Genomic DNA, 16,309 nt, shown 5'->3' on the forward strand with positions numbered 1-16,309 from the left:
TTCTCTCAATGGATTACGACTTACCGCTGCCTGCTCACTTCAATTCCCGCCAATTTCTCATAGTAACGTATTAAGCTGCTATGATCGCAATCCCCCATATCATTGGCCGTAAGCTCCTGCATCATCTCCATGACCGATGAGGTTAACGGGAGCGGCACTCCGACCTCTTGCGACGTTTCCAGCACATTGCTGAGATCCTTAATATGCAGGTTGATTCGAAAGCCGGGTTCGAAATAGCGGTCCATCACAAGGGGAGCCTTCGCATCCAGCACGGTGCTTCCCGCCAATCCGCCTCGAATCGCCTGAAACACTAATTCCGGCTTAACGCCAACCTTAGCAGCCAACACCAGTGCTTCCGACATAGCCGCGATGTTAATCGCCACAATAATCTGATTGGCGAGTTTGGCTACATTTCCAGCGCCAATGTCTCCCGTTCTTACAACAGAGGCTGCCATGGCCTTCATCACATCGTAGCACTTATCGAACACCTCTTCGCTTCCCCCGACCATGACGGAAAGCGTCCCTTCTATTGCCTTCGGCTCGCCTCCGCTAACCGGGGCATCCAGCATGTGAATCCCCTTCTCCGCCAACCTGCCGGCAATCTCCTGACTTGCAAGAGGCGCAATGGAGCTCATATCCACGACAACGCAGCCGGGTTTAGCTCCTTCAATCACGCCATCCGGTCCCAGCACGACCTCCTTCACCTCCGGGGAGTTAGGCAGCATCGTAATGATAATATCCGCTTTCTCTGCGACCTCTTTAGGCGTGTTTGCCTGCACAGCTCCAGCGGCTACCAGCTCGGCAGCGCCTTTGTTCTTTGACAAAACGACAAGCTCATAGCCCGCTTTAAGTAAATTTTTGCTCATCGGCTTTCCCATAATGCCCAGCCCAATGAATCCAACCCTCATCAATTTCGCGGCCCCCTTTGGTTATGATCGAAGATCCCTATCCCGGCTCTTACCAGCCCTTACCCTTAAAGAGCACCCAATTGCCGTAAAATATCCCTCAGCTTATCACGGTTTGTATCGGAGCAAGCGGTATTTGGAAGAATTGAGCCGCCTACAGGAACCCCTATGAGATTCATAGCCTCTTTTGTAATGACCGGGAAGCTTGCCAGATTAAATGCTATTCGAAGCGGAGCCAGCTTAAATTGGGCTTCCAATGCGCCCGGCAAATCCCCAGCCACATATTTATCGTAAATCTCAACGACGAGTGAAGGCACGATATTCGCGGTTGATGCCACACAACCCACTGCGCCGTATACTAATGAGCCCAATATCATGACATCCCGACCGGCCATTACACGGAAGCCTTTGTGTCTGGTTCTCCGAATATACTCCGCGGTTAAGGTCAAATCTCCGCTGCTGTCCTTCACCCCGACGATGTTCGGAATATCGGCAAGTCTTTCGATCAGATTGGCGGAAATATTATTGCCGACACGATCCGGATTATTGTAGAGCAGAACCGGCAGTGACGTCGATCCGGCTATCGTTTCAAAATGCCGATAAAGCTCTTCCTCCGAAGGCGTCAAAAACATAGGCGGCAAAATCGTTATCGCTTGGACTCCAAGCCTTTCTCCCATTTTGGCAAGCTTCACGCATTCTTTGGTCGTTATGGCCCCAATCCCCATATAAAGCGGTACACGCCCTGCTATCTGATCAATCGTAATGGAAACGGCGCGCTCTTGCTGCTCATGATCCAATCCGTAAAATTCTCCATTGCTGCCTAGAGAAAGTATCCCGTGGACACCGCCGGCAATTACATGTTCAATCACATTGCGAAGGCCCTGCTCTTCCACACATTCCTCTGCATCTACCGGCGTAACAATCGGCGGGATCACACCGCCAATCCAGTTTGTATCCATATGGTTTCTCCTTTATAGGTTTCATAGTTTGATTAAACTAAATGTTCATAAGCCGCGCCGTTTGATTTCATTGTAGGCCATGATCAGAGGCGCCACTCCATGACCATTATTATCAACAACTTCTTCTGAGTAGATATAATACGCTAGACTGCCGTCTCGAATTTCTCCGGTTTCGGGCTTTTTCCCAAGGCCGGCGCTTCGGCAAATCCCGCCTAGTAATACTTCACCTGCTTCTTCCCTCAAATAACGGGCGATTGTCCCGTTAAACGCCTGTATCCCATATACCGCATACTCCTCGGGCACATATCCTAATCTTGCCCCTTTCAAAATGGCATAAGCCATCATCAGCGTTCCACTGGATTCGAGATAATTGTCCGGATTGTCCGTCCTGTCCACGACCTGATACCACATGCCCTCATTATGCCTATACGGAAGCATGTCATCTATAAGCTCCATCAAATAGGCTTTGAGGATACCGGTATCTGCCGGCTCTCCTTCCAGCAGCTCCAGTACATCCACCAGCGCCATCGCGAACCAGCCGACCGCACGCCCCCATACATTCGGTGATTGTCCTGTCGCTTTATCGCACCAGAAAATATGACGGCTCTCGTCATATGCGTGACTGTACAACCGCTTTTGTTCGTTATAGAGATATTGGCGGACATTTTGGAACTGTTTTATCGTATCGGAATAATCCTTTTGCTCTGCGAATTTCTTCACGTACTGGACAAGGAACGGCTGCCCCATATACAATCCATCGAGCCATACCTGATAGGGATAGTTTTCTTTATGCCAGAACGACCCGGACTTCGTTCTCGGATAAGATGCCAGCTGTTGATATAGCAAATCCATTACTCTTTTATATTTGGGCTCCTGCTCTCTTTGAAATAGAGGAAATAAAATAACAGCCATCCTGATTTGATCGATATTATAGCTGTTCATTCGAATCTCAGGGATATCGCCGTTGGAATCAAATTGCCGCTCTATAAAGCCTTTTACAAAGTTGTACTCCATTGTGCAGCCAGTCAACTCGTAGCTGTCCAAATACGCCTTTAAGATACAGCCTTCGATATAATGCCACCTTACCGAAAACCACTTCTCGCTCGACAAATATTGTTCTTTCAATCTATCTACCATTTCATAAGTCAATAGAGGCACCTCCACGTCAGGTTATGCCATTATGATGAGTCACCAGCATGTATTCTCGAATGGGATTCTCTATACTGGCCCGGTGTCATCCCTGCAGCCTTGCGGAACGTCCGGATAAACCCGGTGGAGTTCGTATAGCTCAGACGCTCCGCGATTTCCGTAATCTTCATATTGCTGTCCCTTAGCCAAAGTTTGGCCATATTCATCCGGTAGTTCGTCAAATAATCGATAAACGTTATTCCCATTTCTTTCTTGAACACCCGGCTTAAATAGACAGGATGAAACCGGAATTGTTCAGCGCACATTTCCAGAGTAATATCCTGATCGTATTTGTCTTGAATCAGCTCTACCATTTGGTGGGCGATATTGATATATTGCGAATCGATGCGCCCCTGCAGGAAGGCAAGGGTGGGCGGGATCAACTCCGTCTTGAACCATGCCGTAATCTCCTCGGCCGTATTCAATTTCATGAATCGAATCATGACTGATTTGGTGCCAACCAGCCCATCCAGTGTTCCGCCTTGCTGCTGAACAAGCCGATAGATTTTGATGATTAATTGGAGCATAAGGGTTTGAAAATCATTAAATGACACATTTTTCACTAAAATCGCCGACGCATACTGGTTAAAATACTCATAAGCCGAAGTGGCATCGCCTGTTTTGAGCCCACCCACCATGCATTCTTCAAAGTGGCTCCAAGAGGCGGCGGGCTGAACATGATTTCGGTTGACCGTTTCGATATCTTCATAGTTCAAGATGAGCTCATTGCCAAGGCTGATTCTGCGTTTAAGCGCCTCTAATGCCTCTGAGTAAGCATCCATAGCGTCCGTGTACCGCTGAAATGGCCGACTGATGCCAATACTGATTTTTAGCTGAAGCAGCTCATTCACCTTCGACGCAATAAGCTCCGCCATTCGATAGAAGTAGCCCTTCAGCTCAACCGGATCCTCCGAATCCCCCAGCAATAGGGTGACCTGCGATTGATCCAGCAGCAGCGTACCCAAAATACAATCAGAAGGAATTAGCTCCGCTACGACATTATTGATCGCGAATAACAGCAGCTCCTTTTCACTATCCGAGTACCTAGTGCCCTCTAGAGAATCGATCTGTAGAGCGAGCACCCCGATCGCCTTCCCCTTTTCTCCGAAGCCATAGGTCTCATACTTGTAGGAAAATTCGCTTTCTGTTACCTGCCCCATAATTAATTTCAACAGGAAAAATTCTTTGACCTGTCCGCGCTGAGCCCGCAGCTGCTGCTGCAAATCCTTTCCCGTACTAAACAATGTAGAAAATCGTTCCTCGATCAGTGCGAATTCATCCCGTTTTTTGAACCCGATGGACTCTCCCCCGAACTGCTCCAACATCGTAAACAGCCGACGGATTGGCCTATACATGCGGAAGGTTCCGTAGAAGGCGGCGAATGCGATTAGAATTAAAATAACGAGACAAGCATTTAAGGTAATGAAAGCAATTTTCTTAGAATCCTTTGTAATCGCTTCCATAGATACGATTGAAACATAGGACCAGCCGTTATAGGAGGAAACTCTATAATTGACCGCTGTAGCGTCCGTTTCAAAATACCCCGTTTCGTCCACCGCCGCTTGCATCTTTTGCAGGATGGCAGGCTGGACCAAAGCGGTGCTGGAGCTGGATAAGAACGGCTCCCGATCTCGATTGAGTACATAAATGCTTCCTAATTGGGTGTTCTGCGCCAAATTGCTCAGTAAAGCATCTTGCGATATATCAATAATCAGCAGCGCTTTAGCCGCATTCGTAGAGGAAAGCATTGGAAGATTAATGACCAGCCGAATGTTATTTGCTTGTAAGACACTATCGGTATTAGCGAGCCAAAATAAATTTTGTGGACGCTTGGCATATTCACTCAATAAATCTTGATTTGGAAAATCTTCTGTAGACGTAAATCCAAGATTGCTGATCATCCAATCGTGCTCCAGATTTATTAGTCTCGTCTCGGCCACACCTTCAATAGAATGAAGATTATACAAGCCTTTGGAGAGATTGTTGATCGTTTGGAAATCATCATTGTGCAAATCATCGTATAGAAAGTCGCTTACCAACGATGAATTGATATACTGCACAGCTACCATTTCCACATTCTTTAAAATTTGTTCCATTCTCATCTGGTTTTGTAGTAAAATCTGTACGTTTCCCTCATTAACCTTCTTCCTAATATCCTTTGAGGCGATATAGTAGGAAATGACTCCAATGGAGGCAACAGAAACTACACTGAGCAGAAGAGAGAAGACGAGCAACCGATATAAGTATTTAGGCAATGGAAACCTCTCCTTCCTTCGCGTACAAGGCTTCGGCATTACCATTATATCAGAGAAATACACAGTACCGATTGCTTAAGAAAGCGCCAGCTTAAACGACTTACTTCTTCTGCTTCGCATACTCGGCTGAATATTCTTCAATTACCTTGCCGCCGCCGGCTTTTTTCCAATTATCCACTTCCGCTTGCCACCCTGCCTCATCAATTTTCCCCATAATAAACTTCGTTTGGGCATCACGAATTAACGTGTCCAGCTCCCCGCCCTTTTCCAAATACGTTTTGGAATTCAATGTTAACGCTAGGTTAGGCACCGCATTTTCCAGGTTGTCGGCAACGACCCTCCAGCCCTTCGCCTGCAAGTCAGATAGTTCCAGAGGCAGACCCGTACCAGTCACCTCAAACGCAGGCAGACTGTCACGATAAGGTTTAACCTCAAGATTAAATAGGGACAAATCTATAAACTGCGCTTTTCCGTCAGAGGTCTTATTGAAATGCTTGCCTTCAACCCCTCTAGTTAAAAGCGTCGACATCTCCGGATCCAGCAGTTTATCGAAGAAACCCAGCAGCTGCTTTAGTTCTGCTTCTGACTTTACGCTCGATTTCGGGAAGACGAAAAAGCCATTATTGCCGGGTTCAGCCGGTACACGATTGCCCGATGGTCCCATATAAGGCACAATATCAACTACGCCATCAGGTACAGCCTTGTTAAGGTTGACTTGAGAAGTCGCAGCTGCCGAGGCCACCGTATTGATCCGGATCCCTACCTTGCCTGCATTCCACTTATTATCGGCATCAGCTGTCTGAACAACGGAGAAGTCCTGATTGATTAAATTTTCCTGAAAGAGCCTGCGAAGCAGCTTCATGGAATCCAGGTACGGCTTGGTCATAAATTCAGCTACCATCGTACCGTCTTCTACGCCCCATTTATTCGGCGCCCCCTGAGAAACCGCCAGCCGGGTCAGAAAGGAGCTGCTGGCAACCGGATCGTTGTAGGACTTGTCAAGAAACATGCCGTACGTATCATTCTGACCATTCTTCTCAGGATTCTTCTCTGCGATAGTCTTCATGATGTTATACCAGTCATCCAAGGTTACCGGTGGCTTCAGGCCAAGCTCGTCAAACCAATCCTTGCGGTAAACGATCCCTGCGCGGCCGAAGTCCCGGTACAAGGGCAATCCATAAAGCTTTCCATCTACCTTTATATTTTCGTAATACAGCGCGTTGACAGCCGATAAGTTTTTATAATCCGTAAGCATTGGTCCGATCTCCCAAAACAAGCCGGATTGGACCGCGCTAAGCGTAGTGGCGTTCGACGTTATTTTAAATGCTTTGGGCATTTCGCTGGAGGCGATCATAATATTTTTCTTATCTTCAAAAGCGGCGGAAGGAATCCATTGGATATCGATTTTTGAATTCGTATATTTCTCTATGGCCAGCTCTACTTCGCTGTCTTTTTTCGGGGCCTCTCCAACTTGAGGCGTAGCGATCGTAACTTCTAACGGTGTATTTCCCTCCTGCTTCGCGGTTGGCGTATCTTTCCCGCCTGCACACCCCGATAAACCGCCAGCAATCGTAAGCAATGAAACCATAACAATAATGAAGCGCTTTCTTTTCATGAGATAACCCCCTACATTTTATTATACACAATGATACCCGCGAAATAGAGTTAACCTTTTACCGATCCTAACAGCACACCCTTGGCAAAATGCTTTTGTAAAAAAGGGTAGACGAGTACGATCGGGACAGTCGCGACTACAATGGAAGCCATTCGAATCGTCTGCGGCAAATAATCGGTTGGATCTTGCTGAGACGTTGTGTCTCCGATTTGATCTTGAGATAACAACACAATTTGCCTCAAAATAACCTGAACCGGAAATTTCTCAGCATCGTTAATATACATCACCGCATTAAAGAATGAATTCCAATGTCCTACCGCATAGAAAAGTCCGAATGTAGCCATTGCCGGCATGGATAACGGCAGAACGATACGGAACAATACGCCCAAATCATTGCAGCCGTCGATCTTAGCCGAATCCTCCAGGCTGTCTGGAATTTGCTGAAAAAAGTTCTTGAGCACGATCAAATTAAACGCGCTGATAGCGGTCGGAACCATCAAGGACCAATACGTATCGATGATGCCGAAGGCCTTGACAACAAAATAGGTCGGAATCAATCCCCCGCTGAAGAGCATGGAAACCAGAACCATGAGCAGAAGGGTCCTGCGCCCCCGTAAAGTGGCTTTCGCCAAAGGGTACGCGGTAAATGAGGTCAATATGAGGTTAATGAAGGTTCCGAGCACGGTCACATAAATCGAGATCAGTATGCTTCGAACCATCGTATCGGTTGAGAAGATATATTTATACGCCCCTAATGTAAACTTCGAAGGAAATAAGAGCAAGCCGCCTTGAGCCACTTCCTCCGGGGTAGCAAAGGACACGGCAACGATATACACGAAGGGAATGATTGTAATTAGCGCTATCAGGATCAACAACGAATAGTTTGCCGTATTAAACAGCCGGTTACTCCAATGCTTATCTTCCGCTAGCATATTGAAACCTCCTGACGCTATTAATAAATGCCTTCTTCACCGAGTTTTTTCGCCATCCAATTGGAGCCGAGCACAAGGACAAGCCCTACCATAGATTTAAACAGCCCGACAGCGGCGCTATAGCTGTATTGTCCCTGGGTCAAGCCTTTCATATATACATAAGTATCAAAAACTTCCCCTACTTCACGGTTCATAGAATTAAGCATGAGGAAGATGTGCTCGAAACCCGTGTCCAGAAAAGTGCCCAAGCGCAGAATAAACAAAATAACGATCGTGCTGCGGATAGCCGGGAGCGTAATATGCCAGAGCTGGCGCCAGCGTCCTGCTCCATCTATGCGGGAAGCTTCGTAGAGCTGAAGGTCGACTCCGGATAACGCCGCCAGGAAAATAATCGTTCCCCATCCTGCTTCTTTCCAGATCGACTGGCTGACAATCATCGTTCTGAACCAATCCTCGCTAAGCAGAAACGGAATTTTCTCTATTCCGATTCTGTGGATCAATTCGTTTACAATCCCTCCTTCGGTAGTAAATAGGACATAGAAAATGCCAACCGCGACTACCCATGATACAAAGTGCGGCAAATATAATAACGTCTGAGCGAAGCGTTTGAATATTTTATTGCGGACTTCATTTAACATAAGTGCTAGTACAATAGGAAGCGGAAAGAAAAACACTAAATTATATATCGCTAACAAAATGGTATTTCGGAACAGTATCCAAAACTGCGGCTCTGTAAAAAATCGTTCAAAATGCTTCAGTCCCACCCAGGAACTGTTCATAAAACCGAGATGCGGCTGATAGTCCTCAAATGCCATAACCAAGCCGAACATAGGCACATATTTAAAAATGACGAAATACAAAATACCTGGAAATAAGATGAAATACAACCATCGATCTCTGACAATATCCCTTACAAACAAAGACTCTTTAAAGAAAAGGTACTTGTGTCTTAATTGTAACCGGGCTGCATGTTGCCCCTTCATCCGCCGTCCTCCTTTACTTGAATTTTAAGTATCGAATACAATTCAAATCATAGGTTTCGGGGTTATGACTGGCAATAGTACTGATCGAACCACTTATCTTCCGAGTGAAATTCGTTAAAAAGGGCAGCTTTAAGCGCTATTGGACCCTTGAATTATCATTCTTTTCAGCTGCATCGTACTTTCTTAACCAGCTCTTCAGCTTCAGATATTTCTCATATTTCAGAGCGAAAAATTGATTCATACTTTCATACTCCACCCAATAAGTATTATAGATTACCTAACTCGTGGGGGTGGGATAATATTGTCAAATGCATTTGTTATGCGGTCACTGGATGAAATTCGCTTTTGGTCACGCATTATGAAGGAGCATTCCCTTTTTCTAAAATTAGGCTTTCGTTGTGAAGACACTCAATTAATTGCAGAAGCAAATCAATTCTATGCAGTATTTGAGGAAATCGAAAGAAGATCTCATGCATTCACAGTTACAGCAGATCCTGAGCTTATCAAGCGGTTTAATACGGAGGTTCACAACGCGGCTTCACACATTTGGGCTTTTAAAAGAAAAGTATTGGGTCTCGTATTAAGTTGTCAATTACCAGGAGCAAATAATTTCCCTTTGCTGATTGACCATACAAGCAGAGAAGCCTTTTATTTTAGAAACCGTTTAGAAGAACTTAACACAGGAAGATTGGAGCCCTTGCCTGATGCCATTATCGATGAAAATGTATTTTTCTTGAGGATAATGGCTGACCATGCAAAGTTTATCGGGCATTTGCTTGACCCGTCTGAAAGGCAATTAGTTGAACAAGCACGAAATTTCAGTAATGACTTCGATCAATTGTTATTTCAAGCAAGAGATTTAGAATCGATGCGTCCTCAATCTCAGACCGTTCCACTTCTTGACCAATTCCTAGACCAAAATCGAGTATCGGTAAAATCTCTCCGGGATTTCAAAAAGACGGCCAAGGATTTGATTGAAGCTTGCCGGATTAAAAGCATCATTCATCCTTTATTAGCAGATCATGTTTTCCGTGAAGCTGAAAGGTTCCTTTTTATTATTGACATGTTTGAAAATAATCTAGTAAGGGAGTCATCGGGTTAGTATCGATGAATGGGTCAAAAGCACACTAAAAAGGCCATTTTTTTCAACAATAGTTGAGATTCATGGCCTTTTTTTTTGCTGTCTCCTCGTATTCCTAAATCTTATAAGCCCGCATAGCCTTCCGCAGTTCTTTAAAACTAGGCCGCTTGCCGTACATAAGCACGCCCGTTCGGTAGATCTTCGCGGATATCCATACGGCAAGGTAGATCGTAACTAACAGGATTCCGATGGATGTCAGCACTTCCCATACCGGCGGATCGGTTAGGCCAAGTCTGAGCAGCATCACGTAAGGCGAGAAGAATGGGATGAAGGACGTTACTTTTACGAGCATGCTGTCCGGGCTCGAGATACTGAAGATTGAAATATAGAAGCCAGCCATTGAGATCATGGTAATCGGCAGTACCGCTTGCCCCAGGTCTTCTGTACGGCTTACAATTGATCCGACTGCAGCGAACAATGTCGCGAACAAGAAGTAGCCGGTTAAATAGAATAATACGGAATAGAGCAGCAGAGCCGGATCAATGTCACTGAAGTTAATGTTCCATTCACCTAATAGTTTGTCATTGTGCGGAAGGTTTACGTTGATGATCATAACAAGCACATAGATCGAGATCTGAATGATCCCTACCAGGAACATGCCTGCGATTTTTCCGAACATTTGCTTGAGCGGCGATACGCTGGTAATGAGCAATTCCATAACGCGCGAGCTCTTCTCCGCTGTAATTTCCGAAGCAATCAATTGTCCGGTGATCATAATAGCCATGAACAGCAGTACAACGATAAAATATACAAGTCCCATGTTCATCGCCTGCTGCTCTGGCGTCTTGCCTTCGCCTACGTTGCCTGCACCCTCTGTTGCGGAAATTTGAACGGTGTCGATTTTAATCGGCGCATTCAGCAATGCCATTTGGGCATCGGATAAACCGGCATCCTGCAAAACCGCCGCCTGACGAATGACTTGGAGTCCGCTCTGAATTGAGCTCGTTAGCTCGAACGCCATCAGCTTCTCCGATTTATACGTCATTTCCGGGAAGCCGTTCTCCGTCATTTTCCCGAATTGCAAATAGCCGTTAATTTCTTTGTCGGCAATCGCCTGCTTCAGCTGCTTCTCGTTCTCTGCTTCCGAGCCTTTATCCTCGAACGGAACCAGATTAACCCCCGGCTTCTCCTGTGCTGCGAAAAATGCTTTAAGCTGATCACCAGTCGCCGATCCTTGCGCTTGCTCTGCTTGCGTCGATTGAATATAACCGATATGAGTCACTTTATCGCCATTGCTGAATAGAGAGAATATATAAGGAAGATTAATCCCTATGGTCATTATAACCGCAATAATAATTGTCGTGATAAGGAATGCTTTGCCTCGGAATTTGTTTTTTAACGTAAAGCCAACGACCGTCCAAAAGCTATTCATGGCTATCACCTACCGTTTTGATAAATATTTCGTTTAATGTCGGTTCCTTGATTTCAAAGCGTGTAATCGTTGATTGTCCCATAGCGTGACGCAAAATTTCGCCACCGGCCGATTCATTCGCAATGCCGATCTCATAGCCGTACTCATGACGGGTAACGCCTGTTACTCCGGTAAGGTTATCAAGACCAGACACTTCGGTCTCGGTGCTAAGAATAACGCGTTCCTTCGGGAATTGCTTCTTAATCTCTTTCAAGTTCCCTTTCAAAACAACATTTGAGCGGTGCAAAATGGTAATGTTGCGGCACAGCTCCTCGACGTGCTCCATACGGTGAGTCGAGAATAAGATGCTCGTTCCCGCGTCGCGAAGCTCTTTAACCGTCGATTTCAACAGCTCTACGTTAACCGGATCGAGTCCGCTGAAGGCCTCGTCTAGAATAACAATTTTCGGCGAGTGGATAACGCCAGCGATAAACTGAATTTTTTGCTGATTCCCTTTGGAAAGTTCTTCAACCTTCTTGTTATAATATTCCGGGACCTCGAAGCGATCCAGCCATTGCTTCAGGCTGCGCTCCGCATCCTTCTTCGACATGCCGCGAAGCTGTGCCAGGTAGATGAGCTGATCGCTTACCCGCACCTTCGGGTATAAGCCCCTCTCCTCCGGCAAGTAACCAAGATTGCGGAGCTGGCCGCTGCTGTATGATTTTCCGTGATACAAAATCTTCCCTTCATCCGGATAAATGAGGCCAAGCACCATCCGCATAGTCGTTGTCTTCCCTGCACCGTTGGCGCCAAGTAAGCCGTAAATTTCCCCTTCGCCAACTTCAAGGCTAATACCGTTAACCGCTGTCTTGTCACCATATTGCTTGAAGACATTTTCTACTTTTAATGGATTCATTTCGCTGCTCCCCCCCGCTTATTTCAACCTTTTGCTCAATCTGTCCTGCATCAATAATGCACTCATAATTTCGTCCAGCTCCAGCGCTTGCCTGCTAACGATGTTAATGCCTTCCGAAGCACACCATTTCTCGGCCTCTGCCGCTTTGTTCGTCGTGATGCGGTATGTCGTACCGCCTGCATGCTCCACGCCGCATTGACCCGGAGCACCTGCTGCCTTCTTCGCTGTTAACTCATCTCCGCTAATAAATAACGTGGACCAGCTGCTGAACAGCTCATCCTTCTCGTACATGCCGAGCACCCGCCCCTGTGCCATAAATACGATAAAATCGGCAAGTCGTTTCACTTCTTCAATAATATGGGAAGTCATTAAAATCGTATGATCGCCCTGATCCATATAGCGGTGAAGAATTTCGATCATTGTTTTCCACGCAAGCGGATCTAAGCCTGAAGAAGGTTCATCGAGCAATAGCAGCTCGGGTCCATGTGCCAGCGCCAGCGCAAATTCGAACTTACGGCGCATCCCCTTTGACATTTTGCCAAGCGTCCCATTATCGTCGACCTCCAAAATACGCAGCAGCTCGCGATAACGATTTACATCCCAGCTGTCATACCAGAAGCGGTAGAATTCGGCTTTTTTCGTTCCCTTCATATTGTCCTCATGCTCAGAAGACTGCTCCGGCAAATAGCCGATCCGTTTCATCAGCTCCGTATTCCTTCCTTGTCCCACCTTATGCCCAAGCAGCTCGATCGTTCCTGTATCCGACTTAGTCAATTCCAGCATGAGGCTGAAGGATGAACTTTTGCCGCAGCCATTGGGACCGACAATCGCTGTAATGCACCCCTTCGGTATGCTCATATGGAGCGGTCCAAGTCTGAAATTAGATCGATTCTTTTCGACACCTTCAAGTCGAATCGCTATCGTCTCATCCATCATGCTTTCCCATCCTTTATTCAAAATGTTTGTTCATCGTTTCCTTAAATATCGTTTCCAGCTCTGCTTCCGTACACTGCACCCGTTTGCCTGCGACGACCGCCAGCTCCATGGCTTCAATAACAGCTGCCAGCCGATACCGGTCACGTTCTTGTTCACCAACCTGGGCCACATATGTGCCTGTTCCTTGCCGAGTCCGCAGCAGCCCTTCCGTTTCCAAGTCGCTATATACCCGCTTTACCGTAATGACGCTGCACTTGACCGTTTGGGCAAGCTCGCGAATCGATGGGAGCAGCGTCCCTTCCGTCAGCTGTCCGCTGACGACCAAAGCGCGCAGCTGCACTTTTATCTGATGATAGAGCGGTTCGGCGCTTTGCTCGTTAATTTGTATCGGCAGCCGCATAGGCTTCACCTTCTTTCATTATGACTATGCTCTATAGCTGCGTTTCTCGAGCCGCTCTACCATCCGATTTTTTCCGATGAAAAGTGCCGCAACGGTCACAGCTAATACTGCTAGAACGATCCACCAATTCCCATTCTCGATCACATGAAGTGATGTAACCACGATATTTCCAGCCTTAAAGACGGCCAAGCAGATGGTAATGACTAGGAAGCCGAATATACAGATGAAATTCATTAGAAAATAGGTTTTGCCTGTATGCCCGATCTCCCAGTACACGTATGCGGTTGCCAGCGCCAAGGAATAGCAGAACCAAAACAATCCGTACATCACAAAGTCTAGAACCGGTATGTTTACATGATTCATATAAAGCACCGAATACTGCAGGGTGAAAAAAATAAGCTGTGCGATGAATAATACGATTGTCAACTGAATCAACCGTCCAAGCGCAATCTGCTTCGATGAGATTGGCATGGTACGCCACTGCGCCATCTTCTTCGTATACGTGTCATTTTTCCAATAGCCCATCATCGTTTTATTAAACACAAAGCCAAGACAAGGAAGAAGCGATAAATAGATAAAATCCGTTGCCCATGTGAATGGATTACTTTCCCCTTCCAGATCCGCTGTAAATAACGGTATCGAAAAGATTAATAAATAAATGATAAAAGCTAATGTAATAAGACTCCTCCAGCGATCCTTCAGCATTTCATGCTTCGCCAGAAACCATGCACCCTTCCACTCACTCACAGCATTTGCTCCTTCCAATTTCATGTCAGTATACTGTATATATCTTTATACACAGTATATTAACTTAATTCGCCATTGTCAACTATTTCCAAAAAAAGAAAAGCCGCGCATTCGAAAGAGTTTCTCTTCCGAATGCACGGCTTCACAGCATGCTTTGAACCTATCTTTTATCCGAAAATAGCATCTAATACAGGCTTTGTATGTCCGCCCGGATACATCAAATATAAGAGAATATAAACGGCCGTACCAGTTATCGCTGTAACAAACCAAACAAGCGAAGTCACTCTTCCCCATTTGCGGTGCTTGGCGAATTTCTTGCGGTAACCGAGCGTAAGCGTCGTGATGCCGAATACGGCACCAACCGTGGCCAGCGTAATGTGGAACAAGAGAAAAGCAAGATAAAACGGCTTCAAGCTATCAGGGCCGCCCCATTCCGTATTACCAGATATCAGCGTCCTCGAGGAATAAATAAGAAAGAACAAGATCGCGGTAACGGCAGCCCAGAACATCATGCGCTGATGCTCGACCAATCTTCTTTTGATTGCCAGCCTCCAACCGAATGCCACGAGTATCGCGCTGGTTACGATTAAGGCGGTACTAATTGTTGGCATAATCGTATAAATATCCAAAGTTACCCCACCCAGTTCTAATAATTAATAAAGTTATGCCGTTCCGGCATTCGGGTTCGTTTTCGGCAAATCATCTTCCGTGTGCTCGCGTTTAAACCACTGCTTAAAGATATATGCGAGGATGATCCCGTACATAAGCTCCTGGACCAGCTTCATCACGATCCCGCCAAGCTGCTGATCCTCTGCGACGTCCATCAGGTTGAAAAACTGCGGACCGCTAAAGCTTTCAAGCAATCTGCTTGGATCACCGGAAACGCAGTAGCCCATCGCCGTCACCCATACATTAGGATCGCTATATATCGCATACATCGATTGTTTAGCGAAAATAATCAAGGCGCAAGCAGGCGTAAGCAGAATTCCATTGGCAAATACATAAGCCATTCTCTTAAGATCAGTAAGCCGGCTCCACTCCGGAACCGGACAAGCGATCTGCCACCACATCATAAAAGAAGTAATAAGCAAGATAGCATAATAAAGGCGATGCACAGTGAAGTGCGTCATCACATAGTCGTGAACAAGTGGAACATGATAGATTGAGAATAACATATTAAACAACACTAAAGTGATAATTGGATGCATCCACAGGTTAAACTTCTTCCAGAAGTGGGCCGAGAACATTTTGCGCCAGATGAATGCCGGTACTCCAAGCAGCACCATTGGCGGAATGATCAAATACGATATCGACATATTGACCATATGGAAGGTAAACATGAGATGGCCTAATAAATTAAGCGGCCCCCCGTGTGCTAAGTAAAACATTACGGCAGCGGATACGAACATCACTTTCTGCAGCGTTGTTGCAGCTGGCGCCCCAGGTACATGCTTTTCACGCCATGGACCTATCAAGTAGAAATATAGAATGACAACGGCGGCCATTCCGAACAGAAACATCGGGGTCCACAATTCTTCGAAGCGAAAATATTGTAAGCCAAGCATCGTGGAAGCTCCTTTCAATAACACTAGCCTTTTTTTGCAAAAGAGGAGGGACCCTAGCCTTCGGGACCCTCCTCTCCAACATTACAACAACGGTTTTACCACCAAGCCCAATACTCGGCCATAATAACGCAAGTAATTACGATGAATACGCCGGATAAAATTCCGATAATCGCGTACATATGACCGCGATCCTTCATATGCATCCAGAACGCCATTTGAACGAATACTTGCAAAACGGCTAGACCAACCAAAATAATGTAAATGAAATCTTTGTTTATTTCTCCGCTTATAACGGTCGCAAACGCGAGGAATGTCAGTAGTACAGAGAAAATAAAAGCGATGATATGCTTTTTCGGTCCTTCGACCTTATGTCGCTTGGTGCTTTCCTCTGTGGCTGTATGATTGCCTGCCATCGG

General features: G+C 46.1%; 16 protein-coding genes. 1 reads left to right on the forward strand and 15 read right to left on the reverse strand.

All coding sequences use genetic code 11. The annotated features are described in order from the left end of the window. Positions 1–20 precede the first annotated feature (20 nt). The 7 genes from garR to DFP97_RS09000 form a co-directional block, all read right to left on the reverse strand. Complete coding sequence (gene garR / locus DFP97_RS08970; protein ID WP_114379665.1) at positions 21–908, reverse strand: 2-hydroxy-3-oxopropionate reductase; 888 nt, start codon at positions 906–908, stop codon at positions 21–23. A gap of 65 nt (positions 909–973) precedes the next feature. Continuing rightward, complete coding sequence (dapA, locus tag DFP97_RS08975) at positions 974–1,864, reverse strand: 4-hydroxy-tetrahydrodipicolinate synthase (RefSeq protein WP_114379666.1); 891 nt, start codon at positions 1,862–1,864, stop codon at positions 974–976. A 45-nt stretch (positions 1,865–1,909) separates the two neighbouring features. Further along, positions 1,910–3,022, reverse strand: coding sequence for a glycoside hydrolase family 88/105 protein (locus tag DFP97_RS08980; RefSeq protein WP_245976070.1), 1,113 nt, complete (start codon positions 3,020–3,022; stop codon positions 1,910–1,912). 20 nt (positions 3,023–3,042) lie between these two features. Further along, positions 3,043–5,307 (reverse strand): helix-turn-helix transcriptional regulator, encoded by a 2,265-nt coding sequence (locus DFP97_RS08985; protein ID WP_114379668.1) that lies wholly within the window; start codon positions 5,305–5,307, stop codon positions 3,043–3,045. 100 nt (positions 5,308–5,407) lie between these two features. After that, entirely contained in the window at positions 5,408–6,922 is a 1,515-nt protein-coding gene (locus tag DFP97_RS08990) for an extracellular solute-binding protein (RefSeq protein WP_114379669.1), read from the reverse strand. A gap of 50 nt (positions 6,923–6,972) precedes the next feature. Beyond that, positions 6,973–7,854, reverse strand: coding sequence for a carbohydrate ABC transporter permease (locus DFP97_RS08995; protein WP_114379670.1), 882 nt, complete (start codon positions 7,852–7,854; stop codon positions 6,973–6,975). A 20-nt stretch (positions 7,855–7,874) separates the two neighbouring features. Then, positions 7,875–8,837 carry an ABC transporter permease gene (locus tag DFP97_RS09000; protein ID WP_114379671.1) on the reverse strand — a complete coding sequence of 321 codons (963 nt, stop codon included), beginning with the start codon at positions 8,835–8,837 and terminating at the stop codon, positions 7,875–7,877. 301 nt (positions 8,838–9,138) lie between these two features. On the opposite strand from DFP97_RS09000, the gene DFP97_RS09005 reads away from it, so the two are divergent. Beyond that, positions 9,139–9,939 carry a DUF2935 domain-containing protein gene (locus tag DFP97_RS09005; protein WP_181873423.1) on the forward strand — a complete coding sequence of 267 codons (801 nt, stop codon included), beginning with the start codon at positions 9,139–9,141 and terminating at the stop codon, positions 9,937–9,939. A gap of 94 nt (positions 9,940–10,033) precedes the next feature. On the opposite strand, the gene DFP97_RS09010 is transcribed toward DFP97_RS09005, so the two are convergent. The 8 genes from DFP97_RS09010 to DFP97_RS09045 form a co-directional block, all read right to left on the reverse strand. Continuing rightward, positions 10,034–11,350, reverse strand: coding sequence for an ABC transporter permease (locus DFP97_RS09010; protein WP_114379672.1), 1,317 nt, complete (start codon positions 11,348–11,350; stop codon positions 10,034–10,036). Next, the gene (locus DFP97_RS09015; RefSeq protein ID WP_114379673.1) at positions 11,343–12,245 is read right to left on the reverse strand and encodes an ABC transporter ATP-binding protein; all 903 of its coding nucleotides are present in this window, start codon (positions 12,243–12,245) and stop codon (positions 11,343–11,345) included. The genes DFP97_RS09010 and DFP97_RS09015 overlap by 8 nt, the downstream gene beginning before the upstream one ends. Positions 12,246–12,263: 18 nt before the next feature. After that, on the reverse strand, positions 12,264–13,181 hold the full coding sequence (locus DFP97_RS09020; RefSeq protein WP_245976034.1) for an ABC transporter ATP-binding protein: 918 nt from the start codon (positions 13,179–13,181) through the stop codon (positions 12,264–12,266). 13 nt (positions 13,182–13,194) lie between these two features. Beyond that, positions 13,195–13,581, reverse strand: a complete 387-nt coding sequence (locus DFP97_RS09025; RefSeq protein ID WP_114379674.1) for a GntR family transcriptional regulator — start codon at positions 13,579–13,581, stop codon at positions 13,195–13,197. Between the two features lie 24 nt (positions 13,582–13,605). Further along, a complete protein-coding gene (locus tag DFP97_RS09030; protein ID WP_114379675.1) occupies positions 13,606–14,328 on the reverse strand; it encodes a hypothetical protein in 723 nt (240 codons plus the stop codon). A gap of 167 nt (positions 14,329–14,495) precedes the next feature. Continuing rightward, positions 14,496–14,939 carry a DUF420 domain-containing protein gene (locus DFP97_RS09035; protein ID WP_425453513.1) on the reverse strand — a complete coding sequence of 148 codons (444 nt, stop codon included), beginning with the start codon at positions 14,937–14,939 and terminating at the stop codon, positions 14,496–14,498. A 51-nt stretch (positions 14,940–14,990) separates the two neighbouring features. Then, positions 14,991–15,893: a cytochrome c oxidase assembly factor CtaG gene (ctaG, locus tag DFP97_RS09040; RefSeq protein ID WP_114379677.1), complete on the reverse strand. Its 903-nt coding sequence runs from the start codon at positions 15,891–15,893 to the stop codon at positions 14,991–14,993. Between the two features lie 95 nt (positions 15,894–15,988). Continuing rightward, positions 15,989–16,306 (reverse strand): cytochrome C oxidase subunit IV family protein, encoded by a 318-nt coding sequence (locus DFP97_RS09045; RefSeq protein ID WP_114379678.1) that lies wholly within the window; start codon positions 16,304–16,306, stop codon positions 15,989–15,991. Positions 16,307–16,309: the final 3 nt, after the last annotated feature.

This window comes from Paenibacillus prosopidis, from assembly GCF_003337375.1.
GTDB lineage: Bacteria > Bacillota > Bacilli > Paenibacillales > Paenibacillaceae > Pristimantibacillus > Pristimantibacillus prosopidis.

Coding starts and splice junctions, on each gene's coding strand:
- DFP97_RS09025 (WP_114379674.1), bottom strand. CDS start 13,581: ATGCGGCTGCCGATACAAATTAACGAGCAAAGCGCCGAACCGCTCTAT.
- DFP97_RS09010 (WP_114379672.1), bottom strand. CDS start 11,350: ATGAATAGCTTTTGGACGGTCGTTGGCTTTACGTTAAAAAACAAATTC.
- DFP97_RS09015 (WP_114379673.1), bottom strand. CDS start 12,245: ATGAATCCATTAAAAGTAGAAAATGTCTTCAAGCAATATGGTGACAAG.
- dapA (WP_114379666.1), bottom strand. CDS start 1,864: ATGGATACAAACTGGATTGGCGGTGTGATCCCGCCGATTGTTACGCCG.
- DFP97_RS09045 (WP_114379678.1), bottom strand. CDS start 16,306: ATGGCAGGCAATCATACAGCCACAGAGGAAAGCACCAAGCGACATAAG.
- DFP97_RS09000 (WP_114379671.1), bottom strand. CDS start 8,837: ATGAAGGGGCAACATGCAGCCCGGTTACAATTAAGACACAAGTACCTT.
- DFP97_RS09035 (WP_425453513.1), bottom strand. CDS start 14,939: ATGCCAACAATTAGTACCGCCTTAATCGTAACCAGCGCGATACTCGTG.
- DFP97_RS08990 (WP_114379669.1), bottom strand. CDS start 6,922: ATGAAAAGAAAGCGCTTCATTATTGTTATGGTTTCATTGCTTACGATT.
- ctaG (WP_114379677.1), bottom strand. CDS start 15,893: ATGCTTGGCTTACAATATTTTCGCTTCGAAGAATTGTGGACCCCGATG.
- DFP97_RS08995 (WP_114379670.1), bottom strand. CDS start 7,854: ATGCTAGCGGAAGATAAGCATTGGAGTAACCGGCTGTTTAATACGGCA.
- garR (WP_114379665.1), bottom strand. CDS start 908: ATGAGGGTTGGATTCATTGGGCTGGGCATTATGGGAAAGCCGATGAGC.
- DFP97_RS09020 (WP_245976034.1), bottom strand. CDS start 13,181: ATGATGGATGAGACGATAGCGATTCGACTTGAAGGTGTCGAAAAGAAT.